This is a genomic window from Actinomadura sp. 9N407 (assembly GCF_044326315.1).
In the GTDB taxonomy this organism is placed as follows: Bacteria; Actinomycetota; Actinomycetes; order Streptosporangiales; family Streptosporangiaceae; genus Spirillospora.
Map to the genome: position 1 here is coordinate 46,900 of NZ_JBIRAW010000002.1, position 20,491 is coordinate 67,390.

Genomic DNA, 20,491 nt, shown 5'->3' on the forward strand with positions numbered 1-20,491 from the left:
CCCCGCCGGATCGATTCGGCACCGGCATATATCACCACACGCGGCGCCCATCTCACGCCCGTCTCAGTCCCGTCTCACGCCTCCGGCGCGGGCCCCTGGCCGCGTTCGGTACGCCACCGTTCGACCAGGGTGGGCAGCTCGCGGAACATGAAGCCGTAGAAGTCGCGCATCTCGTGCAGCCGCCGGGCGGCCGGAGTGTCCTCGCCCGCGGCCTCGATCCCCCGGTCGGCCGCCTCGAACATGGCCTGCACCATGCCGTTCTGCGCCGACATCAGCGTCGCCCAGGCGCCGTCGCGGAGCCGGTAGTGCTCGCGGCGGCTGCCCGGCGCTGGGGCGCGCTCGATCAGCCCGACCGTCGACAGCATCTTGATCGCCCCCGACACGCTGCCGGAGCTGATGCCCAGCCGCTCGGCGAGATCCGGCGCGGTGACGCTGTCCTCGTCGGCGAACATGAACGCCGCCAGCACCCGCGCCGTGGCCTTCTGCAGGCCGCCCTGCGCCAGCGTCAGCGCCAGATTCTCGGCCGCTTCGGTGGTGTCCCCCAAGGTCGTCCCCCTCTTGCTCCTGCCGTGTCCCGTCTCGCCGGGCCCCACGAGATCTTGATGAAATCCTAACAGCTTCAAGTCTTCAGAAATCTCTGAAACTCCTGATAGCGTCGTCACCATGAACACGGCGATCGAACTCGACCGGCTCACCAAGAACTACGGCGCCCGGCGCGGGCTGAGCGACCTCACCCTGCGGGTCGAGCGGGGCGAGGTGTTCGGCTATCTGGGGCCCAACGGCGCCGGCAAGTCCACCACCATCCGGCTGCTGCTGGACCTCATCCGCCCCACCTCCGGCGGCGCCCGCGTCCTCGGCCTGGATCCGCGCGCCCAGGCGGTCGGGCTGCACCGCCGGATCGGCTACCTGGCCGGCGACTTCGTCGTGGACGGCCGCCAGCGCGCCGGCGAATGCCTGACGTTCCTGGCGGGCCTGCGCGGCGGCGTACCGGCACCGCGGATCACCGGGCTGGCCGACCGGCTGGAGCTGGACCTGTCCGCCCGGATCAAGAGCCTGTCCAAGGGCAACCGGCAGAAGGTCGGGCTGGTGCAGGCGTTCATGCACGAGCCCGAGCTGCTGATCCTGGACGAGCCCACCGCCGGCCTCGACCCCCTCGTCCAGCAGACCTTCCTCGACCTGGTCGCCGAGGCCAGGGACGCCGGGCAGACGGTGTTCATGTCCAGCCACATCATGAGCGAGGTCGAGGCGGTGGCCGACCGCGTCGCGATCATCCGCGAGGGCCGCCTGGTGGCGCTCGACACCGTCGCCGACCTGCGGGCCCGCTCGTTCCTCCAGGTTCGGATCACGTTCGCGGCGCCCGTACCCGCCGCCGAGTTCGCCACCCTGCCCGGCGTCGGCGACCTGACCATCGAGGGCACCACCCTGAACTGCCGCGTGGACGGCAGTCCCGACGCCCTGGTCAAGGCCGCCGCCCGGCACACCGTCACCGCCCTGCGCGCCGACACCCAGGACCTGGAAGACCTCTTCCACGCGTATTACTCAGGCGATTCCGGTTACTCAGGCGATTCCAGCGACACGGGCGAGCCCGGCACCGTCCACGTCACCTGACCCGGCACGTCTCCCTCCATCGACTCTCGCCCATCGACACGATGACGAACGGCGGCACCATGACCACCACGACGATTCCCGGGGCCTCCGGCCTCGCCCGGGCGTTCAGCCGCTCGATGTTCACCAAGACCCTGTACGACAACCGGCGCGTCTTCACGGTCTGGGCCGTCGCCACCGCCCTGCTGGCCATGATGTACGGCAGCTTCTACTCGCAGATATCGGCCGATTCCATGGCATCGGTCCCCGAGGCCATGCAGGGATTCGGGCTCAACGACGTCTCCTCCGCCGCCGGTTACCTCCAGGGCGCCGTCTTCGGGCTGCTCGTACCGCTGCTGGCGACCTTCTACGGTGCCGCCACCGGCGCCCGCATGATCTCGGCGGACGAGGAGTCCGGCTACCTGGACCTGCTGCTGGCCCACCCGCTCGGCCGTACCCGCCTGCTCCTGCACCGCTTCGCCGCCCTCGCGACCGGCGCGTTCGCGATCGCCGCCGTCGTCCTGGCGGCCATGCTCGCCATTCGCGGCAGCGCGGGGCTGGACGGAGTCGGCGCCGCCGACTTCACCGCGCAGGCTCTCAACCTCGCCCTGCTGGCCACCGTCTTCGGCGCGCTGGCCACCGGCATCGGCGCCGCCACCGGCAAGAGCCGCCCGACCGTCTTCGGCGTCGCCGCCGGAATCGGCGTCGCCGCCTACGCCCTGCACGGCTTCGCTCCCCAGATCGGCGCCGACTGGCTCCGCCACCTCACCCCGTTCCACTACTACATCGGCGGCGAGCCCCTCAAGCACGGCCTCCAGTTCGCCGACGCCGCCGTCCTGGCCGCCGCCACGATCGTCCTGATCGCGGCCGGCGCCTGGCGGCTGGCCCGCCGCGACATCGGCCGCTGAGCCCGACCGCGCGCCCGCCGGTCACTCGCGCGGCTTCGGTCACTCGCAGCCCTCGAACTGCGGTACGGCCACGCCCGACAGGTCGAGTCCCGACGTCCCGAACCACTTGTCCATCAGCCGGATCATGGTGCCGTCCTGGTACATCCGCGTGATCGCCTTGTTGAGCGCCTCGCAGCCGTCGGGATCGCCGCGCCGCATCCCGATCCCCGTACGCCGCTCCCCGAACCGGGCGTTCACCAGCTTGAACTTCCCGGGCCGCCGCGTCTTGAGCCCGGCCAGGATCGTGTCGTTGGTGGTGATCGCATCGACCCGGCCGTCCTGGAGCATGGCCATGCACTCGTCGTAGTTCCTCGCGGGCACCGGCACGGCGGCCACCTGCCGCTCCTTGATGACCTGCTCGGCCGCGCCGGCACCGGTGACGGCGCACAGGTCGCGGCCCTTCAGGTCCCGCACGCCGCGGACGTCCCGCTCGCCGGCCCGGACGAGGATGTCCTGGTACGACAGGTAGTACGGTCCCGCGAAAGCCAGCCGGAGCTGCCATTCCGGCTCCACCCAGAACGTCAGGGCCAGGTCGATGCGCCGCTCGTGCAGCAGCCGCTCCCGATCCGCCGCCAGCGCCGGGACGAAGCGCACGCCCTTTCCCATCCGCTCGGCCAGGTAGCGGGCGACGTCCACGTCCAGGCCCTCGAACCGGCCGTCCGGCCGCCTCCACCCGAGCCCGGGCAGGTCCGGCCGTACGCCGGCCACCAGGGTCTTCTTCCCGACGATGGAGGATTCGTCCCCGGCCGCGCAGCCCGTCAGGGCGGCACAGCCCAGCAGGCCCGCGACGGCCAGAGCGCCCCGCCGCCGCATCCGCAGGAACCCCACGTCCAGCCCTTCGCCCGCGCCGACGCTCCACCCTGGAGATCAACATTTCAGGGCCATGCCCTGAAGATCCATAAAGTGACCGAATCCGGACCCGGGCGGCGGATGCCGCGCGGCTCCGCGGCCTTCGATAGCGTCGGTCCCATGCGGCTTCACGTGGGATGCGCGATGTGGGCTCACCCGCCATGGCAGAAGCGCTTCCTGCCCCATCCGCTCCCGCCCAGGGAGCGCCTGCGGTCCTATGCGACCTGGTGCAACGCGGTGGAGGGCAACACGACGTTCTACGCGACGCCCTCGCGGAGCACCGTGGAGACGTGGGCGCGGCAGATCGACCCCGACTTCCGGTTCGTGGTCAAGCTGCCCAAGACGATCACGCACGAGGGCCGCCTGACCGGCATCGACGAGCCGCTGCACTCGTTCCTGACGGCCATCGAACCCCTCGGCCCCCGCGCCCACGCCCTCTGGGTCCAACTGCCGGGATCGTTCTCCCCTGCCGACCTCGGGACGCTGGCCGACTTCCTTCGCCGGCTCCCGGCCTCGCACCGCTACGCCGTCGAGGTACGCCACCGCGCGTTCTTCGAGGACGCGCGGTCCGCGCGGAACCTCGAACGGGTCCTCGCGGGTGCCGGCGCCGAATGGATCCCGTTCGACACCACCACGCTCTTCCAGAGCCCGCCGACCAGCGACGCCGAACGGGACGCCTGGACGAAGAAGCCGCGCGTGCCACGCGTGTCGCCCGCGCTCACCGACCGTCCCATCGTCCGCTACCTCGGGCGGGACGACACCGCCCGTACGGTCGAGGGCTGGCGGTACTGGATCGACACGGTCACCGGATGGCTGCGGGAGGGCCGCTCGCCGACCGTGTTCGTCCACACCCCCGACAACGCCGAGGCACTGATGCTCGCCCGCCGCTTCCACGACGCCGTCCGGGCCCGCCTGCCCGGGATCGAGCCGCTCCCCGAACCGATCCCCGCCGAGCCACCGACGCTCTTCTGACCCTCGGGCCGATCTGATCCACGGGCCGGCCTGAACCACGAGCCGATCTGAACCACGGGCCGGCCTGAACCACGGGCCGGCCTGAACCACGGGCCGCTCACCATGATCCCGAGCTTGGAAACGCGCGGGCGGCCCGTTACAGTCTCCTCCTGGTGCGCCGGGAAGTCTGGTCGGCAGTTCTACGCCCTATCGCGACTTCGAGAGGCCGCCGCTGATGGCTCTACTCATGGCCTTCGCGGCCCTGCTGCTGCTGGCCGTACTGCTGTCCAGTCTGGCCCACCGCACGATCCTGTCGACCGCCGCGCTGTTCCTGGTCGGCGGCTTCCTGCTGGGCGACGGCATGACCGGCGTGATCACGCTACAGCCGGGCGATCCGCTCGTGTACACGCTGGCCGAGCTGGCGCTGTTCGCGGTGCTGTTCACCGACGGCATGCACGCCGGCTGGAAGGACCTGCGCAGCGCTTGGCGGCTGCCCGGACGGGCCCTGGGCTGGGGGCTGCCGCTGACCCTGCTGGTGACGGCCGCGCTCGCGCACTACGTGGTGGGCCTGGGCTGGATCGAGTCGCTGCTGATCGCGGCGGTCCTCACCCCCACCGACCCGGTGTTCGCCGCCGCCCTGGTCGGCAACGAGCGCGTACCGCCGCGGCTGCGCCATCTGCTGAACGTGGAGTCGGGCGTCAACGACGGGCTCATCCTGCCGTTCGTGGTGCTGTTCCTCGCCCTGGCCCAGGGGTCGGACGACCTGCATCTGGGCGAGCTGGGCACCGAGCTGGCGCTGGGCCTGATCATCGGTGTGGCCGTGCCCTGGGCGGCCATCAAGCTGGAGCGCACCCGGCTGTTCGCGATCTCCGCCAAGTACGAGCCGCTCAACGCGGTCGCCATCGGGCTGCTGGTGCTCGCCCTCGGCAAGGTCACGCACGGCAACCTGTTCCTGGCCGCGTTCGCCGCGGGCGTCACGGTCGCCACCATGGGCGGCCGGCATCACGAGGCCTTCGAGGAGTTCGGCGAACTGGTCGCCGAGCTGCTCAAGCTGGCGGCGCTGCTGGTCTTCGGCGCGCTGCTCTCTCCCGCCTTCCTCGGCGACGTCGGCTGGCTCGGCTGGCTGTTCGCCCTGCTGGCCCTGGTGGTGGCGCGGCCGCTGGCGATCTGGGTGTCGTTCCTGGGCTCGCGGCTGAGTACCCGAGAACAGGTCGCGGTGATGTGGTTCGGCCCCAAGGGGTTCGCGTCGGTCGTGTACGGCCTGCTGGTGCTGGAGTCGGGCATCTCCAACGCCGATATGATCTTCCATCTGGTCGGCGTGACGATCGTGCTGTCGATCTTCGCCCACTCCTCCACCGACATCGTCGTGGCCCGGGGCTTCGACGACGTGCACGAGGTCCCCACCTGGCACCAGGACGAGCGCCGGGACGGGGACGAGCGCACCGGCGCCACCGACGAGAGCCGCTGACGCCGGGCCGAGGTCGGTTCTGGTCGGCTGCCTAGAGGTCAGGCGCGGTCGCGGGGCAGGCCGAGGATGCGTTCGGCGATGACGTTGCGCTGGACCTCGCTGGTGCCGCCGCCGATGGTGAGCTGGCGTCGTTTGAGGAAGCCGAGGGCGACACCGGCGGCCTCCCCCGTGGCGGCGGCGCCGGACGGGCCGAGGAGCTCCAGGGCGAACTCGAACGCGTCCTGCAGGTGGAGGCCGTACGAGAGCTTGCGCAGGCTGGCCCCGGGGCCGGGATCGGTTCCGGCCAGCCGGCGCAGGGTGGTGCGGAAACCGACCAGGACGTTGGCCTGGCCCTCGCAGAGCAGCAGGCCGGCGCGCAGCCGCACGATCGGGTCGGCGGCCTGCTCCGGGTGGCCGTTCAGGAGATCGATGACGGCCTCGGCGCCGTAGCCGATCGAGGAGCCGGCGCCCATCGCCACGCGCTCGGCCGTGAGGGTCGTGCGGGCCAGCCGCCAGCCGCCGTTCACCTCGCCGACCACGCGGTCGTCGGGGACGCGGACGCCGGTGAGGAAGACCTCGTTGAAGTGGCCGTCGTCGCCGGTCAGGTCGCGCAGCGGCCGTACCTCGACGCCGGGGTCGCGCATGTCGACCAGGAAGTACGTGATCCCGCGGTGCCGGTCGGCCTCGCTGCCGGTACGGGCCAGGCAGATCCCCCAGTCGGCGGTCGCGGCGGCGGTGTTCCAGACCTTCTGGCCGGTCAGCAGCCATCCGCCGTCGGTACGGGTCGCGCGGGTCGACAGGCCGGCCAGGTCGGAGCCCGCGCCGGGTTCGGAGAACAGCTGGCACCACTGGAGCTCGCCGTACATCGTCGGCAGCACGAACCGGTCGCGCTGCGCGTCGTCGCCGTGCTCGATGATCGTGGCCAGCGCCCAGTCGCCGACCACCAGGTCCGGGCGCTCGACACCGGCCGCGCCGAACTCCTGGTCGATGACCAGCTGCTCGGCCGGAGTGGCGGCGCGGCCGTACGGGCGCGGCCAGTGCGGCATCAGCAGCCCGGCGTCCACGATGCTCCGGCGGCCGTCCAGCTTCGCGATCTCCGCCCGGATCCCGGCGCGCGCCTCGCCGGGAAGGTCGATGTCGAGCGTACGGCGCGTACCGGCCAGGGCAGCGGCGGTGACGCGCGGGGCCCAGCGGTCGCGGCCGCCGATCAGCTGGCGCAGGGTCGTCGCGCGCTTGAGGTAGAAGTGGGCGTCGTGCTCCCACGTGTAGCCGATCCCGCCGTGCAGCTGGATGCACGTCTTGGCGCAGCTCACCGCCGCCTCGACGGCGACGGTGGCGGCAACGGCCGCCGACATGGAACCCTGCGCGCCGTGTCCGTGCCCGCTCTGGCCCTGCTCGCTCTGGCCCTGCTCGCTCTGGCCCTGCTCGCTCTGGCCCTGCTCACTCTGGGCGATCGCGCGGGCGGCGTCCCAGGCGACGGCGCGGGCCTGCTCGACCTGGACGAGCATGTCGGCGCAGGCATGCTTGACCGCCTGGAACGAGCCGATCGGACGGCCGAACTGCTCGCGGACCTTCGCGTACTCGGTCGCCGTCTCCAGGCACCAGGCCGCGAGGCCGGCCGCCTCGGCGGCGAACAGGACGGCGGCCAGCTCCCGTACGGTGCCGGTGTCCATGCCGGGCAGCGTCCGGCCGGGCTCGACGGTGAGGCCGTCGAGGCGGACTTCGGCCACGGGGCGGGTGGGGTCGAGGCTGGGGGCCGGAGTGATCGTCGCGTCCGCCGCGTCGATCACGAACCACGCCTCCGCCGAGCCCACGACGAGCAGGTCGGCGGTGGCGGCGCCGAGCACGGCCGGGGCCGTACCGCGCAGCGTCGTGCCCGTGCCGTCGAAGGCGTCGAGCACCACGGCCGCGGTCCTCGTACCGTCCGCCAAGCCTGAGAGCAGGTGGTGGGAGCCCGAACGGGAGATCACCAGGCTCGCGAGCACGGTCGGCAGGTACGGGGACGGGTCGAGCGCGCGGCCGAGTTCCTCCAGGGCCACGGCCACCTCGACGGCGCCCGCGCCGGCTCCGCCGTGCTCTTCCGGCAGATGCAGCCCGGGGAGGCCGAGCTCAGTGATGCCGCGCCAGATCGCGGCGTGCGGCTGCGGCTCGGAGGCGTCCGCGGCGTTGCGGGCGGCGGCTCGCAGGCCGGCCCGCTCGGACCAGCCGCGTACGGCGTCGCGCAGTTCCGCCTGCTCGGCGGTGAGACCGATGGACATGCGTTACTCCCCGGGGTGGACGTCGGCGCGGATGACCTTGCCGCTGGCGGTACGGGGCAGCGGCCCGGTACGGATCGTCCAGTGACTGGGGACCTTGAAGCGCGCGAGGTGAGCGCCGACATGGTCCGACAGGTCACCGGCGGTCACGCTCGCGCCGTCGCGCAGGACGACCACGGCGGCGACCTCCTGGCCGAGTTCCTCGTGCGGTACGCCCATGACGACGCATTCGGCGACGCCGGGATGGGCCTCCAGGCGGTTCTCGATCTCGGCCGGGTAGACGTTCTCGCCGCCGCGCAGGATGAGGTCGCTGCGCCGGCTGGACAGGAACAGCAGGCCGTCGCGGAACGTACCGAGATCGCCCATCCGCAGCCAGCCACCGGAGTCGACGGTCGCCGCCGAGGCCTCGTCGTTGCGCCAGTACCCGAGCATGACCAGCGGGCTCCGGACGTAGATCTCGCCTTCCTCACCGTCCGGCAGGGCCTCGCCCTCGGGACCGCGGACCTCCACGTCGACGGTGGCCACGGGACGCCCGACGGTGGTGGGGTGGGCGACCAGGTCACCGGGCGAGGTCGCGATCGTGGCCCACGCGGTGCACTCGGTGGACCCGTACCCGACCCCGATCACCAGGTCCGGGCCGAAGACCTCGCGCATCCGGTCCTGCAGGGCCGGCGACCAGGACGACCCGCCGCCGTTGATCCGCGCCATCGACGAGAGGTCGTGGCGGTCGGCGCCGGGATGGTGGACGACCCGCCAGACCACGGTGGGCACGGCCGACCAGGCGGTGCAGCGCTCGCGTTCGATCGTCTCCATCACGGTGACGGCGTCGAACCGTCCCTCGTACCCGACGAACGTCGCGCCGCTCGCCAGCCGCGCGACGGCGCCGCCGTGCAGGCCGGAGACGTGGAAGAACGGACTGGTCGAGAAGATCCGGGCCGGCGGCCCCGCGCCCGTACCGCCCGTCGCCAGGGACGCCTGGACCTGGAGCTGGGCGAGGATGTTGCGGTGGCTGTGCACGGCGCCCTTGGGACGTCCGCTCGTACCGCTGGTGTAGAGGACGACCACCGGATCGTCCTCGTTCACGTCCGCGAGGGGAACGCCGCCGAACGGAGCGTCCGAGCCGTCCTCCCCCTCCGCCTGCGTCTGCGCCTCCACCTCGGTAAGAACCGTCTCCAGCTCCAGGACCGGGCAGGACGGCGCGGTGGCGAGACGATCCAGCCGCTTCCGGTCGGCCACCAGCAGCACGGGGTCGGCGTCGCCGAGCGCGTAGTCGATCTCGTCTCCGGCCCACCAGGCGTTCAGGGCGATGACCACGCCGCCGAGGTGGACGACGGCCCAGAAGGTCACCATCCACTCGGGCGAGTTGGCGGCCAGGATCGCCACCCGCGAACCCGGGCCGATGCCGTACCGGTCCCGTAGCGTCCGCGCGGTACCCGCCACGGCCCGGTGGTGCTCGGCGTACGTCAGCCGCCGGCCGGGGAAGACCAGGTACTCCCGGTCGCCGAACCGCGCCGACGCCTCCACCAGCTCGCCGAGCCTGCGCCGCCGATGGCGGAAGACCCGCATCCGCCGGCCGCGCACCTGCTCCTCGGCCGTCTCGTACGGCTCCGCCGCTCCGTCCGGTACCGCGATCGTCAACCTGTGCCCCTTCCGCCAGCGCTTCTCGCGTCCCGCGTTTCTCGCATCACAGCGCTTCTTGCGTCGCCACTTGGACTCGTAGTAGGACTGTCCCAAGTAAGACTAGATTCTAGTTCTAGTTTTCACCCGGTTTCAAGCACAGCACGTTTCAAGCACGAGCACGCCGGATCAAGCATGGGAGGCCGAACGATGCCCGACCGCTACACCCTCATCTCGGTGGACACGCACGCGGGCGGCAGCCACGCCGCGTACCGCGACTACCTCGACCCGCGGTACCGCGAGCGCTTCGACGAGTGGCGCGGGCGGCACCGCAACCCGTGGAAGGACCTGCGCGAGCAGAACCCCGCCAAGCTCCGCAACTGGGACACCGGGCTGCGCGAGTCCGAGCAGGAGGCCGACGGGGTCGTCGGCGAGGTGCTCTTCCCCAACACGATCCCGCCGTTCTTCCCCAGCTTCGTGTTCTTCGCCGGGCCGCCCTCCGCCGAGGACTACGAGCTGCGCCGGGCCGGCATCCAGGCGCACAACCGCTGGCTGGCCGACTTCTGCGCCGAGCGCCCCGGCCGGCGCGCCGGCATCGGCCAGATCTTCATGAACGACGTCGACGACGCGATCGAGGACGCGCGCTGGATCGCCGAGCACGGGCTGCGCGGCGGCGTGCTCCTGCCGCCGTTCCCGCCGGACGCGCACGGGGTCAAGCCGCTCAACCATCCCGACCACGACCGGCTCTGGGAGGTGTGCCAGGACCTCCAGATCCCCGTGCACAATCACGGCGGCACCGGCGGGCCCCGGTACGAGAAGCTGCCGTCCTCGGGCGTGATCCAGCTGGCCGAGGGGCCCACGTACGCGCGCAGGCCGCTGCTGTTCCTGCTCCTGTCGGGCGTCTTCGAGCGCTTCCCCGGGCTCCGGTTCGTGATGACCGAGCAGGGCTGCTCGTGGGTGCCCCGCGAGCTGGCGCATCTGGACTCGCTGATCACCCGGATGCAGGCGACCGGCCGGATCGGCGAGCTGGCGTTCGAGCCGGACCAGATCCTGCCGCGTACGGCCACCGAGTACTTCCGGCAGAACGTCTGGCTCGGTGTCAGCTTCCCCGACGCCGCCGACACCGCCGCCGCGCGCGAGATCGGCCTCGACCACTTCATGTGGGGCAGCGACTACCCGCACGCGGAGGGCACGTACCCGTTCACCCGCGAGCACCTGCGGCTGGCCTTCGCCGGCTGGAGCGAGGCCGACCTGCGCAAGGTGCTGGCGGAGAACCCGGCCGCGCTCTTCGGCTTCGACCTGGACGAGCTGGACCCGATCGCGGCACGCGTCGGCCCCCGGGTGGACGAGATCGCCGTCCCGCTCGCCCCCACCGACCTTCCCGAGGACGCCGACAGCGCGCTCGAGAAGGTCGCCGACAGCGTCGCACTGCTCACCACCGGCTGATGGAGAGGCACGAGTTGTTGGAAGGCACGAGTTGATGGGAAGGCACGACATGACCAAGCGGATCCCGTACGCCCGCAGCGTGCACGACGAGGCCGAGATCGGCGCCGTGCTCGGCGTCCTGAACGGCGGCCACCAAGCGCTGCGCATCGGCGCGCACGTCGCCGAGATGGAACGCCGCGTCGCCGAACTGTCCGGCAAGCGGCGCGGGCTCATGTGCAACTCAGGGTCGTCGGCCCTGTACCTCGCGGTCGAGCTGCTCGACCTGCCCGCGGGCTCGGAGGTCATCACCTCTCCCCTGACGTTCTCCACCGATGTCGCCCCGCTGGTCAGGGCCGGTCTGGTGCCGGTGTTCGTGGACGTCGAGCCCGACACCTACAACGTCGACGTCGGCAAGATCGAGGAGATGGTCACCGACCGTACCCGGGCCCTGCTGTTCCCCAACCTCGCCGGGAACGCCCCCGACTGGGACGCGATCCGCGCGATCGCCGACCGGCACGGCCTCCAGGTGATCGAGGACACCTGCGACGCGCTGGGCGCGACGCTGCGCGGTACCCCGACCGGCACGCGCGCCGACATCAGCGTGACCAGCTTCGCGATGGCGCACATCATCACCTGCGCGGGCAACGGCGGGATGGTGATGCTGAACGACGAGCGGCTGCGCGACAAGGGCCTGATGCTGCGGCGCTGGGGACGGCGCTCGGAGCCGCACCTGTACGGCTCGGGCGGCACGGGACGGGTGTTCCGCGAGGACCTGGACGGCGTCGCCTACGACAACGACTTCATCTTCGACGTGCTGCCGTGGAACTTCGAGCCCTCCGAGCTGGGCGCCGCGTTCGGGCTCAAGCAGCTGGACAAGCTCGACCGCAACTACCGGCGCCGGGCCGAGATCTTCGCGGCCTACGCGGCGGCGTTCGGCGCGTACCCGGACCTGTTCTCCCTGCCGCGCACCCTCGAAGGGCTGGAGACCGCGTGGCTGTGCTACCCGGTACTGGTCCGTAAAGAGGCTGGTTTCACGCGCAGCGACCTGCAGGAATCCCTGGAGGCGGCCGGGATCGACACCCGTACCGTGTGGAGCGGCAACGTCACCCGGCACCCGATGATGGCCGGCGTCACGTACCGGCAGCCCGGCTCCGGCCTCCCCGTCGCCGACGAGGTCTTCGAACGCGGCATGTCCCTGGGGATGAGCCACGGCCTGGACGACGACGAGGTAGGGCGCATCATCGACGCCATCCACCAGTTCGCCCGCGCACACTCCTGAGATCGGCTCACCCAGATTGGCTCACCCCATGCCAGACGAAATGCCATACGAGCACGTCCTGATCGACGACCCCGCCCCGTACGTACGCCGGGTGACGCTGAACCGCCCGGAGAAGCGCAACGCCCTGCACGCGCCGCTGCGCGCGGAGATCCTGGCGGCGCTGCGCGAGGCCGACGGCGACCCCGGCGTACGGGCCACCATCGTGCGCGGCGCGGGCAAGAGCTTCAGCGCCGGGTACGACCTCACGCCCGATATCAGCCCCGAGCACAAGGGCAGGTCAGGGCAGGGCCCCGGCAAGTTCCAGCGCGACGTCGTCGACGGCTGGATGGGCATCTGGGACCTGGCCAAGCCGGTGATCGCCCAGGTGCACGGCCACTGCCTGGCCGGCGGCAGCGAGCTGGCCACCGGCTGCGACCTGGTCTACGTCGCCGAGGACGCCCTGATCGGCTACCCGGCGGTGCGCTTCGGCGTTCCGGACATGCAGTACCACGCGTGGCTGCTGGGCATGCGCAAGGCCATGGAGCTGGTCCTCACCGGCGACAGCATGACGGGCGTCGAGGCGGTCGAACGGGGCTTCGCCAACCGCGCGTTCCCCGCCGCGAGCCTGGACGAGGAGGTGCTGGCCATGGCGGGACGCATCGTGCAGATCCCGCCGGACGTCCTGCAACTCAACAAGCGCACGGTGCATCGCGCGATGGAGCACATGGGCATGCGGTCGGCGATCCGTACCGGCACCGAGGCCTGCGCCCTGGCCACCCACTCCGACGGCTTCAAGGAGTTCATGGAGGCGGCCAAGGAGACCGGCCTGACCAAGGCGCTCACCCGCCGCGACGGCGCCTTCGGCGACGGCAGGACGGCCGGCTGACCCGCGCCGGCCGGGCCGGGCCGGCCAGGTCAGGCGCCGGCCTGGACCGGCAGCGGGGAGAAGATCAGATCGACGGCCCGGTCGACCAGCCGGTAGACGTCCTCGATGGGCTTCCAGCCGAGCGTGAACGCCATCAGCTCGCGCGCCATCACGGCCGTCAGCACGGAACTGATGTCGGCGGCCTGCCCGGCGGGCAGGCCGCCGAGCTCGGACCGGTAGGCGACCATGTTGCGCTCGTTGAACTCGGCGAACAGCTGCGCGGCGTTGGCATCCGACGTGCCCTGCATGACCGATTCGAGGGCGAAGAAGTTCGGGTACTTCTCGAAGGCGCGGATGGTCAGGTGCAGCCGGCCGCGGATCCGTTCCTGCGGTGCCCGCGCCTCGTCCACCGGCCCGCCGGACTCGCGGAACGGCTCGGCCCAGTCGACCATCACCGCCGCGTACAGGTGCTCCTTGGACGAGAAGTAGCGGTAGAGCGTCCCGAGCGCGACACCGGCGCGCTCGGCGACCTCGCGGATCTGGATCCGCTCGTACTCCTGGCCCTCCAGCATCTCGGACGCGGCCTGCACGATCCGCCCCCGGCGGGCGAGCTGGTAGGCGGGCAGCGCGGGCTGCGTGCTCATACCTGTGACCTCCCGGGAGCGCGCCGACGGGCCCCGATCCTATGACACCCGCCTGGCCGTCGACCTTAACTAGAACTAGAATCTAGTCTTACTCTAGCCGGTCCGGATCAGGATCCCCGGCACGTTCCGGATTTCCGGCAAGCTCTGGATTCCCGGCACACTCGGCGATCAAGAGCGCGAGGCGGTCCCGTTCGGCGATGGGCACGTCGTGCCGCTCGTCCCGGCCCAGGGCGGCGAAGATCCTGGGACCGCGCAGGCCGTCCGGTAGATCACCCATGCGCGGAATGATGTGGAAATGGACGTGGCTGAAACCCTTCGCCTCGGCGAACTGGGCGATGTAGGTCTTGGTGCATCCGGTCACGGCCTGGAGGGCTCGTGACAGGCGTACCTGCCAGGGGCCGAGGGCGGCGGCCTCGGCGTCGGTCAGGTCCGCGATGGCGGTGACGTGACGGCGGGGCAGCAGGACGAGCCACCCGGGAACGCCCGTGCCGAAGGCGTGTGCCGCCCGCCAGTACGGGTCGAGCACGACGCGTTCTCGTGGCGGCAGCGAGTCCACGCGGGCGTTGTTGGCACAGGCGATGCACTCCGGCTCGATCATCGGCTTGACCTGCCTTCCGTCCCTGCCGGCGGCGTCACCAGGGTCGATTCCATACTGGTACTCAGCTCCACTACCCAGCCCCACTGGACAACGCGGGCGGTCGCGTCCGACTAGGCGATCAGGCCTGTGACGACTCTGCGGATGGTCCGTTCGAAGAGGATCTGGGCGTCCTCGTGCGGTGCGGTGTCCGCCATGGCCGCGGCGAGCCTCGGGTGCCGGCCCTCGGCGGCGACCTGGGCCAGGTAGGCGGCCTGCGCCGCCTGCCGTTCGGCCGCCGCATCCCGCGCGGCGATCTCGTTGCGCGCGAACTGCGCCACCAGCCCGTTCACCACGCCGATCACCTCCAGCTTGGTCCGGCCGTCGGCGGGCGCCGGCTCCAGCAGATGGAGGGCGTGCTCCAGGTAGTCGATCGCGCGCGGCCCGACCCGGGCCGGCTGCGGCGGCACGTCCAGTAGCCAGGGGTGCCGCAGATGCACCGCCTTGCCCGCGCTCGCGAGCGCCACCATGTCCCCGGCCCAGTCCCCGCCGGGCATCGGCGCCAGGTCGATCTCGCCCGCGACGGCGTCGGCCATCAGATCCACGAGATCGTCGCGGCCGGACACGTACCGGTACAGGGACGCTGGGCCGGTGCCCAGGCTCCGGGCGACCTGGCGCATGGACACCGCCGCCAGGCCGTCCGCGTCGGCGATCGCGACCGCGGCCTCGGTGATCTGCGCGCGGCTGCGCTCGGGCGCGGGCCCGCGCGCGCCGCGTTCCGGCCGGGCCCACACGGGCACGGGGTCGGTCATCGTCCCTCCCAGGTCGCGGGTAGTCTAGTTACTGCGAACACCGATCGCAGTTTAGGGAGCAGCATGAACACCCTCTGGGACCCGCCCCGCTTCGCCACCAACGCCGGGGTCCGGCTGGCCTTCGACCCGCCTGTCTCCGGCGGGGAGCCACTACTGCTGGTCATGGGGCTGGGCGTGTCCCGGCACTGGTGGCCGGCCGGGCTCTGCGCCGAGTTCACCGCCCGCGGCTTCGCCGTCGCCCGCTACGACCAGCGCGACGCCGGGGACTCGACCCGGCTGCCCCCGGCCAAGACGGGCAATCCGATCTCCGCGCTGTTCCGCAAGCGCGGCGACGCCTACACGGCAGAGGACATGGCCGACGACGCGATCGCCGTCATGGACGACCTCGGCTGGGAGTCCGCCCACATCTTCGGCCACTCCATGGGCGGCGCCGTCGCCCAGCGCATCGCCCTCCGCCATCCCGCCCGGGTCCGTACGGTGACCTCGTCGGCGGCCGTGCCCAGTGACGCCAAGGGGCTGGGCGCGCTCAAGTACATCCACCTCGGTATGCTCGCCAAGTTCAGCCGGCTGAAGTCGTTCCCCGCGACCAGGGAAGGCGACATCTGGGCCGCCCTCGCCATGGGCCGCCTCCTGGCCTCGCCGGCCACCCCGTTCGATGAGACCGCCGCGCGCGAATGGATCGATCGGGACCCGTCCGGAGTCAGGGACCGCGAGGCCCAGAGCCGCCAGATCGGCGCCCAGTGGCACGGACCCGCCCTCGAGACCCTCAAGCCCCCCATGCTCGTTCTGCACGGGGAGGACGACCCCCTCATCCGTACCGGCGCCGCCGAAGCGATCGCCGCCACGGTCGAGGGCGCCCGCCTGGTCATGCTCCCGGCCGCCGGCCACGACCTTCCGGCGCACACATGGCCGACCGTCGCCGACCACGTACACCGGCTCACCACGGCCTGAACGCTCAAGTTGCCGGGTGCCCTGTCTCGACTGCCCCCGTGTTTCGACTGCTCTGTGTTTCGACTGCCCCGTGTTTCGACTGCCCTGTGTCGTGCACAACCCCTAGTGAGGCGAAACCGCACCAAGCGGCGAATACGAGGAGGTGCACGAACGATGCCCAAGACCAATCCCAAGGGCCAGGCCAAGAAAACCGAACTCCCCGACACGATCCAGCGTTCCGATGCCAAGGCGCAGCGCACCTTCGCCAAGGCGCACGACTCGGCCGCCGAGGAGTACGGCGAGGGCCGCCGGGCACACCAGGTCGCCTATTCCGCGCTGAAGCACACCCACGAGAAGGTCGGCGACCACTGGGAGCCGAAGGCCGGCGGCGGAAAAGGCCCGTCGGACGCGCAGGCCAAGGGCGGCCGCAACACCTCGCGCAAGACCGCCGGGGGCGTCGACGCCAACTCCTCGAAGCAGCACCTGTACGACGTCGCCAAGCGGCTGGACATCTCCGGGCGCTCCAGCATGACCAAGAACGAGCTGGTCAAGGCCATCGAGAAGGCCAACAAGCGCGAGTCCGCCCAGGCCCGCCGGTGACGTCTCCGATCCTGATCGAGCCGACCCTGATCGAGCCGACCTGATCGAGCCGGCCCTGCTGAGGGCTAACCCTGCTTGAGGGCCGAGAAGAGTCGCGGGATCAGCACGGCGTTGGAGTTCTGGAGGGGAACGAACAGGACGGCCTTCTCGACCCCCGGCTTGAAGATCCAGACCCTGCCGCCGGCCGACTTGGTGGCGCCCACCTCGTGCCAGGCCAGGGAGACCTTGCCGCCCCTGAAGCCGTGCTGGTCCACGTCGACGCCGTCACCGACGTTGACGGTCTCCCCGTTCCGTACCCGGGCCACCAGTTCCGACAGCAGGCGGGGCTCCAGGTACCGGCGGGAGAGGTCGACCATGAACGTCCAGGCCTCGTGCTCCTTCTTCGCGCTACCGGTGTTGAACACCATCGCGACCAGGGGCGCCTTCATCACCGGGTACCGGCCGACCTCGAAGTACCAGTCCGCGCTGTATCCGGACGAGCCGATCCCGAAAGGGCCTCGCATCCGGCTCTCGCGTACGTGGTAGCGCACCCATTCGCACTGGGCCAGCTCGATCGATTCGCCGTCGAAGGAGACCATCCGCGGGTCGCCGTAGGTGTCCCGCCCATGAACCTTGGCGTGGAAGACGGGCGCGCCCTGCGCAGGCGCCGACTGCTGCGGCTGCGCGGCCTGCGGTTGGGGCTGAGGCTGCGCGGGCTGCGGCTGCGGCTGCGCGGGGTGAACGTTGTGGGTCCAGTTCGCTCCGTCCCACCAGCGCTGACCACCGCCGCCATAGGGATCGGGATACCAGCCGACTGCGGACATGGGAGCCGACTCTACCCAACTGTGAGCGTCAGACCACTGGCAATCCCCAGAACCACCGAGGCCGCTGCGGCGGCGTAAGCGACGGCTGCAGGCCCTGCCTGTACGGGCGTTCGCGGCCCTGGCGTACGGCTGAAAACCGGGACGATCCAGCGCAGGTAGTAGAAGACGCTCGCAACGCTGTTGAGGGCGGCGGCGACGGCCAGCCACGTGTGATCACCGTCCAGAGCGGCGCCGAACATCAGCAGCTTGCCGACGAAGACGGCAGTGGGTGGCGTCCCGATCAGGCCCAGGAGGCAGACGGCCAGAGCCAGGGCCGGCAGTGGTGAACGGCGGGCCAGGCCGGTGTAGCCGGGCAGGTCATCCCGGCCCACCGCCACCACGACCGCGAACGCGCCGAGGTTGGTGACGGCGTAGGCGGCCAGGTAGAAGAGCAGGGCGGGTTCGGCCAGGTCCGTACGGCCGGCCATGGCGACGGGAACGAGCAGGTAGCCGGCCTGGGCGATGGTCGAGTACGCCAGCAGGCGGCGCACGTTGTCCTGGCCGAAGGCGGCGAGGTTGCCGAGGGTCATGGTCGCGACGGCGACGACGGCGATCAGCAGGGCCCAGTCGGGCGGGGCCAGGTCGGTGCCGATCCGGTAGAGGGCGGCGAACGCGCCGATCTTGGGAACGGTGGTGACGAACGCGGCCACGACCGGCGGGGCGCCCTCGGTGACGTCGGGGATCCAGAAGTGGGCGGGGACGGCACCGGCCTTGAACAGCAGTCCCGCCAGGAGCAGGACGACGGCGACCGTGACGGCCGGGGTGGTGGAGAGCTTGAGCGTCTCGTACGCGGTGCCGCCGCCCAGGCCGTACAGGAGGGTCACACCGGTCAGCATGAAGATGCCCAGGAAGGCGCCCATCAGGTAGTACTTCAGCGCCGCTTCGGTACCCGGGGCGTCCTTGCCGAAGCCGGCGAGGGCGTACGCGGGGATGCTGGCCAGCAGGTAGGCGGCCAGCAGGACGAGCAGGTCGGCGGACGCGCCGAGCAGGATCGTACCGAGCGCGGCGAGCACGACCAGGACGGAGAACTCCGTCTCGCGCTGATGCCCGTGCAGGGGCCCGGCGGCCAGCGCGAGGACCAGGAGCGACGTGCCGAGGACGGTGATCCGCGTGACATGGGTGACCGGGTCGAGCATGAACGCCTCGAACGTCATCATGTCCGCGCCGCCCAGCGCGAGCAGCGCGAAGAGCAGCCCGCAGGCCAGGCCGGCGGCGCAGATGAGCGTGGCGATCCACTGGCGCGTCCGGGGCAGGAAGATGCCGGTCACGAGGCCGAGCACGGCACCGGCCAGAGCGCACAGCTCGGGCAGCAGATCGGCCGGGTTCTCGTTCATCGGCTCCCCGTGTTCATCTCGCCGCCCTGTTCATCGGCCCGCCCTGTTCATCGACCCACCAGAGAGATCACAACCGCGGAGGCCGGCTCGATCAGATCGAGCAGGAAGCGCGGAGCGATCCCGATGACCAGGGAGAGCACCAGCAGCGGAACGATCGCGGCGAGTTCGGGACGGCGTGCGTCGGTGACCCGGCCGGTGAGCTCTCCGGGCGGGCCCAGCAGCGTGCGGTGCAGGACGTTCAGGAACAGCGCGGCGGTGATCAGGATGCCGAGGACCGCCACCGCGCCCGCGATCGCGCCGAACCGCGTGCCCGAGCCGATGACTCCGGCGAAGATCTGGAACTCGGCGATGAAGCCCGACAGCCCGGGGATGCCGAGCGAGGCGAACGCCGCGATCGCGGTCAGCGCGGCGAAGGCCGGGGCGGTGCCCGCGATCCCGCCGAAGCGGTCCAGGTCGTACGTGCGGGCCCGGTCGTACAGGACACCGGCGAGCAGGAACAGCGCACCGGTGATCAGCCCGTGGCTGACCATCTGGGTGACGGCTCCGGTGACCGCCAGCCGGCGGGCCGCGGCGTCACCGGCGAGGCCCGCGGCACCGGCGGCCAGCACGATGTAACCCATGTGGTTGACCGAGGTGTAGGCGATCAGCCGTTTGAGGTCCCGCTGCGCGAGCGCCACCAGCGCCCCGTACAGGACGCTGACCAGCCCGATGACGATGATCAGCCAGGCGTACCGGCGCCAGGCGTCGGGCAGTACCGGCATCGCGATCCGGATCAGGCCGTACGTGCCCATCTTCAGCAGCACGCCGGCCAGGATCGCCGAGCCGGCGGCGGGCGCGTCGGTGTGCGCGGGCGGCAGCCAGGTGTGGAACGGGACGGTGGGGGTCTTGATCGCGAGCCCGATCCCGATCGCGAGCAGGACCAGGCCGGCCAGGCCGGGGGCGTCCCGCAGGGGCGGGGTACGGGTGAGCTCGACCAGGTCGAAGGTGTGCGGATCGGCGCCCAGGTACAGGCCGATGAAGCCGAGCAGCAGCACCAGCGAGCCGAGGAACGTGTAGAGGAAGAACTTCAGCGCCGAGCGGACATGGTCGCCGTGCCCCCAGCCCGCGATGACGAAGTACATGCCCACGATCGACAGGTCGAAGAAGACGAAGAAGAGCAGCAGGTCCAGGGCGGCGAAAACCCCCAGGCAGACGGTCTGCAGGAAGAGGAAGAGGGCGGCGAGCGCCCGTACCCGGCGGGTCAGGCGCAGCGAGTAGACCGCGCAGCTCAGGAACAGCACGGCGGTGAGCGCCAGCAGCGGCAGCGAGAGCCCGTCGACCCCGACGTGGTAACCCGCCCCGACCGAGGGGATCCAGCGCACCTTCGTCTCGTACGCGAACTCCCCTCCGGAGCCGGGCCCGGAACCGCCGTACCCGACCCAGAGCGCGACCACGAGCGCCAGGTCGGCCGCCGTGGCGGCGATCCAGATCCAGATCACGGTACGGCCGGTGAGCCGCGGCAGGGCGAGCAGGGCGAGCGCCACCGCGAGCGGCCAGAAGATCACCAGGGAGAGCACC

General features: G+C 71.3%; 19 protein-coding genes. 9 read left to right on the plus strand and 10 right to left on the minus strand.

Translation table 11 applies throughout. The annotated features are described in order from the left end of the window. Positions 1–74: 74 nt before the first annotated feature. The gene (locus ACH34Q_RS02920; RefSeq protein WP_395981132.1) at positions 75–545 is read right to left on the minus strand and encodes a GbsR/MarR family transcriptional regulator; all 471 of its coding nucleotides are present in this window, start codon (positions 543–545) and stop codon (positions 75–77) included. 118 nt (positions 546–663) lie between these two features. Here ACH34Q_RS02920 and ACH34Q_RS02925 point away from each other — a divergent pair, with 118 nt between their 5' ends. Together ACH34Q_RS02925 and ACH34Q_RS02930 are read left to right on the plus strand one after the other, a co-directional pair. Continuing rightward, on the plus strand, positions 664–1,608 hold the full coding sequence (locus tag ACH34Q_RS02925; RefSeq protein WP_395981133.1) for an ABC transporter ATP-binding protein: 945 nt from the start codon (positions 664–666) through the stop codon (positions 1,606–1,608). 59 nt (positions 1,609–1,667) lie between these two features. After that, positions 1,668–2,492 carry an ABC transporter permease subunit gene (locus ACH34Q_RS02930; RefSeq protein WP_395981134.1) on the plus strand — a complete coding sequence of 275 codons (825 nt, stop codon included), beginning with the start codon at positions 1,668–1,670 and terminating at the stop codon, positions 2,490–2,492. 39 nt (positions 2,493–2,531) lie between these two features. Here ACH34Q_RS02930 and ACH34Q_RS02935 read toward each other — a convergent pair whose 3' ends face one another. Continuing rightward, on the minus strand, positions 2,532–3,359 hold the full coding sequence (locus tag ACH34Q_RS02935) for a transporter substrate-binding domain-containing protein (RefSeq protein WP_395981135.1): 828 nt from the start codon (positions 3,357–3,359) through the stop codon (positions 2,532–2,534). Between the two features lie 141 nt (positions 3,360–3,500). Here ACH34Q_RS02935 and ACH34Q_RS02940 point away from each other — a divergent pair, with 141 nt between their 5' ends. Both ACH34Q_RS02940 and ACH34Q_RS02945 read left to right on the plus strand, forming a co-directional pair. Further along, positions 3,501–4,352: a DUF72 domain-containing protein gene (locus tag ACH34Q_RS02940; protein WP_395981136.1), complete on the plus strand. Its 852-nt coding sequence runs from the start codon at positions 3,501–3,503 to the stop codon at positions 4,350–4,352. Between the two features lie 214 nt (positions 4,353–4,566). Then, positions 4,567–5,799 (plus strand): cation:proton antiporter, encoded by a 1,233-nt coding sequence (locus ACH34Q_RS02945; RefSeq protein WP_395981137.1) that lies wholly within the window; start codon positions 4,567–4,569, stop codon positions 5,797–5,799. Between the two features lie 38 nt (positions 5,800–5,837). Here the strand turns inward: ACH34Q_RS02945 and ACH34Q_RS02950 are convergent, their stop codons facing one another. Then, positions 5,838–8,036, minus strand: a complete 2,199-nt coding sequence (locus tag ACH34Q_RS02950) for an acyl-CoA dehydrogenase (protein ID WP_395981139.1) — start codon at positions 8,034–8,036, stop codon at positions 5,838–5,840. Positions 8,037–8,039: 3 nt separating this feature from the next. Beyond that, the gene (locus ACH34Q_RS02955; RefSeq protein WP_395981140.1) at positions 8,040–9,671 is read right to left on the minus strand and encodes a class I adenylate-forming enzyme family protein; all 1,632 of its coding nucleotides are present in this window, start codon (positions 9,669–9,671) and stop codon (positions 8,040–8,042) included. A 189-nt stretch (positions 9,672–9,860) separates the two neighbouring features. Between ACH34Q_RS02955 and ACH34Q_RS02960 the strand changes: the two genes are divergently transcribed. Genes ACH34Q_RS02960 through ACH34Q_RS02970 form a run of 3 tightly spaced genes read left to right on the plus strand, consistent with a single transcriptional unit; the run spans position 9,861 to position 13,219 of the window. After that, positions 9,861–11,096 carry an amidohydrolase family protein gene (locus tag ACH34Q_RS02960; RefSeq protein WP_395981141.1) on the plus strand — a complete coding sequence of 412 codons (1,236 nt, stop codon included), beginning with the start codon at positions 9,861–9,863 and terminating at the stop codon, positions 11,094–11,096. A 49-nt stretch (positions 11,097–11,145) separates the two neighbouring features. Continuing rightward, complete coding sequence (locus tag ACH34Q_RS02965; protein ID WP_395981142.1) at positions 11,146–12,354, plus strand: DegT/DnrJ/EryC1/StrS family aminotransferase; 1,209 nt, start codon at positions 11,146–11,148, stop codon at positions 12,352–12,354. 28 nt (positions 12,355–12,382) lie between these two features. After that, complete coding sequence (locus tag ACH34Q_RS02970) at positions 12,383–13,219, plus strand: enoyl-CoA hydratase-related protein (protein WP_395981143.1); 837 nt, start codon at positions 12,383–12,385, stop codon at positions 13,217–13,219. A 29-nt stretch (positions 13,220–13,248) separates the two neighbouring features. Here ACH34Q_RS02970 and ACH34Q_RS02975 read toward each other — a convergent pair whose 3' ends face one another. From ACH34Q_RS02975 to ACH34Q_RS02985, 3 genes are all read right to left on the minus strand, one after another. Beyond that, positions 13,249–13,842, minus strand: coding sequence for a TetR/AcrR family transcriptional regulator (locus tag ACH34Q_RS02975; protein WP_395981144.1), 594 nt, complete (start codon positions 13,840–13,842; stop codon positions 13,249–13,251). A gap of 88 nt (positions 13,843–13,930) precedes the next feature. Continuing rightward, positions 13,931–14,440, minus strand: a complete 510-nt coding sequence (locus ACH34Q_RS02980) for an HIT family protein (protein ID WP_395981145.1) — start codon at positions 14,438–14,440, stop codon at positions 13,931–13,933. 110 nt (positions 14,441–14,550) lie between these two features. Further along, positions 14,551–15,228 (minus strand): TetR/AcrR family transcriptional regulator, encoded by a 678-nt coding sequence (locus ACH34Q_RS02985; protein WP_395981146.1) that lies wholly within the window; start codon positions 15,226–15,228, stop codon positions 14,551–14,553. Between the two features lie 63 nt (positions 15,229–15,291). On the opposite strand from ACH34Q_RS02985, the gene ACH34Q_RS02990 reads away from it, so the two are divergent. Both ACH34Q_RS02990 and ACH34Q_RS02995 read left to right on the plus strand, forming a co-directional pair. Next, positions 15,292–16,179 carry an alpha/beta fold hydrolase gene (locus ACH34Q_RS02990; protein ID WP_395981147.1) on the plus strand — a complete coding sequence of 296 codons (888 nt, stop codon included), beginning with the start codon at positions 15,292–15,294 and terminating at the stop codon, positions 16,177–16,179. Between the two features lie 153 nt (positions 16,180–16,332). After that, positions 16,333–16,758, plus strand: coding sequence for a ChaB family protein (locus tag ACH34Q_RS02995; protein WP_395981148.1), 426 nt, complete (start codon positions 16,333–16,335; stop codon positions 16,756–16,758). A 65-nt stretch (positions 16,759–16,823) separates the two neighbouring features. Here the strand turns inward: ACH34Q_RS02995 and ACH34Q_RS03000 are convergent, their stop codons facing one another. Genes ACH34Q_RS03000 through ACH34Q_RS03010 form a run of 3 tightly spaced genes read right to left on the minus strand, consistent with a single transcriptional unit; the run spans position 16,824 to position 20,490 of the window. Beyond that, positions 16,824–17,561: a DUF2510 domain-containing protein gene (locus ACH34Q_RS03000; RefSeq protein WP_395981149.1), complete on the minus strand. Its 738-nt coding sequence runs from the start codon at positions 17,559–17,561 to the stop codon at positions 16,824–16,826. An 11-nt stretch (positions 17,562–17,572) separates the two neighbouring features. Then, on the minus strand, positions 17,573–18,934 hold the full coding sequence (locus ACH34Q_RS03005) for an NADH-quinone oxidoreductase subunit N (protein ID WP_395981150.1): 1,362 nt from the start codon (positions 18,932–18,934) through the stop codon (positions 17,573–17,575). A gap of 47 nt (positions 18,935–18,981) precedes the next feature. Next, positions 18,982–20,490 (minus strand): NuoM family protein, encoded by a 1,509-nt coding sequence (locus ACH34Q_RS03010; protein ID WP_395981151.1) that lies wholly within the window; start codon positions 20,488–20,490, stop codon positions 18,982–18,984. Between the last annotated feature and the right edge of the window lies 1 nt (position 20,491).

Excerpts from the sequence above, each read along its gene's own strand:
- ACH34Q_RS02980 (WP_395981145.1), bottom strand. The coding sequence starts at position 14,440 with ATGATCGAGCCGGAGTGCATCGCCTGTGCCAACAACGCCCGCGTGGAC.
- ACH34Q_RS02970 (WP_395981143.1), top strand. The coding sequence starts at position 12,383 with ATGCCAGACGAAATGCCATACGAGCACGTCCTGATCGACGACCCCGCC.
- ACH34Q_RS03005 (WP_395981150.1), bottom strand. The coding sequence starts at position 18,934 with ATGAACGAGAACCCGGCCGATCTGCTGCCCGAGCTGTGCGCTCTGGCC.
- ACH34Q_RS02940 (WP_395981136.1), top strand. The coding sequence starts at position 3,501 with ATGCGGCTTCACGTGGGATGCGCGATGTGGGCTCACCCGCCATGGCAG.
- ACH34Q_RS02975 (WP_395981144.1), bottom strand. The coding sequence starts at position 13,842 with ATGAGCACGCAGCCCGCGCTGCCCGCCTACCAGCTCGCCCGCCGGGGG.
- ACH34Q_RS02965 (WP_395981142.1), top strand. The coding sequence starts at position 11,146 with ATGACCAAGCGGATCCCGTACGCCCGCAGCGTGCACGACGAGGCCGAG.
- ACH34Q_RS02995 (WP_395981148.1), top strand. The coding sequence starts at position 16,333 with ATGCCCAAGACCAATCCCAAGGGCCAGGCCAAGAAAACCGAACTCCCC.
- ACH34Q_RS02925 (WP_395981133.1), top strand. The coding sequence starts at position 664 with ATGAACACGGCGATCGAACTCGACCGGCTCACCAAGAACTACGGCGCC.
- ACH34Q_RS03000 (WP_395981149.1), bottom strand. The coding sequence starts at position 17,561 with ATGTCCGCAGTCGGCTGGTATCCCGATCCCTATGGCGGCGGTGGTCAG.
- ACH34Q_RS02950 (WP_395981139.1), bottom strand. The coding sequence starts at position 8,036 with ATGTCCATCGGTCTCACCGCCGAGCAGGCGGAACTGCGCGACGCCGTA.
- ACH34Q_RS02930 (WP_395981134.1), top strand. The coding sequence starts at position 1,668 with ATGACCACCACGACGATTCCCGGGGCCTCCGGCCTCGCCCGGGCGTTC.
- ACH34Q_RS02960 (WP_395981141.1), top strand. The coding sequence starts at position 9,861 with ATGCCCGACCGCTACACCCTCATCTCGGTGGACACGCACGCGGGCGGC.
- ACH34Q_RS02990 (WP_395981147.1), top strand. The coding sequence starts at position 15,292 with ATGAACACCCTCTGGGACCCGCCCCGCTTCGCCACCAACGCCGGGGTC.
- ACH34Q_RS02945 (WP_395981137.1), top strand. The coding sequence starts at position 4,567 with ATGGCTCTACTCATGGCCTTCGCGGCCCTGCTGCTGCTGGCCGTACTG.
- ACH34Q_RS02985 (WP_395981146.1), bottom strand. The coding sequence starts at position 15,228 with ATGACCGACCCCGTGCCCGTGTGGGCCCGGCCGGAACGCGGCGCGCGC.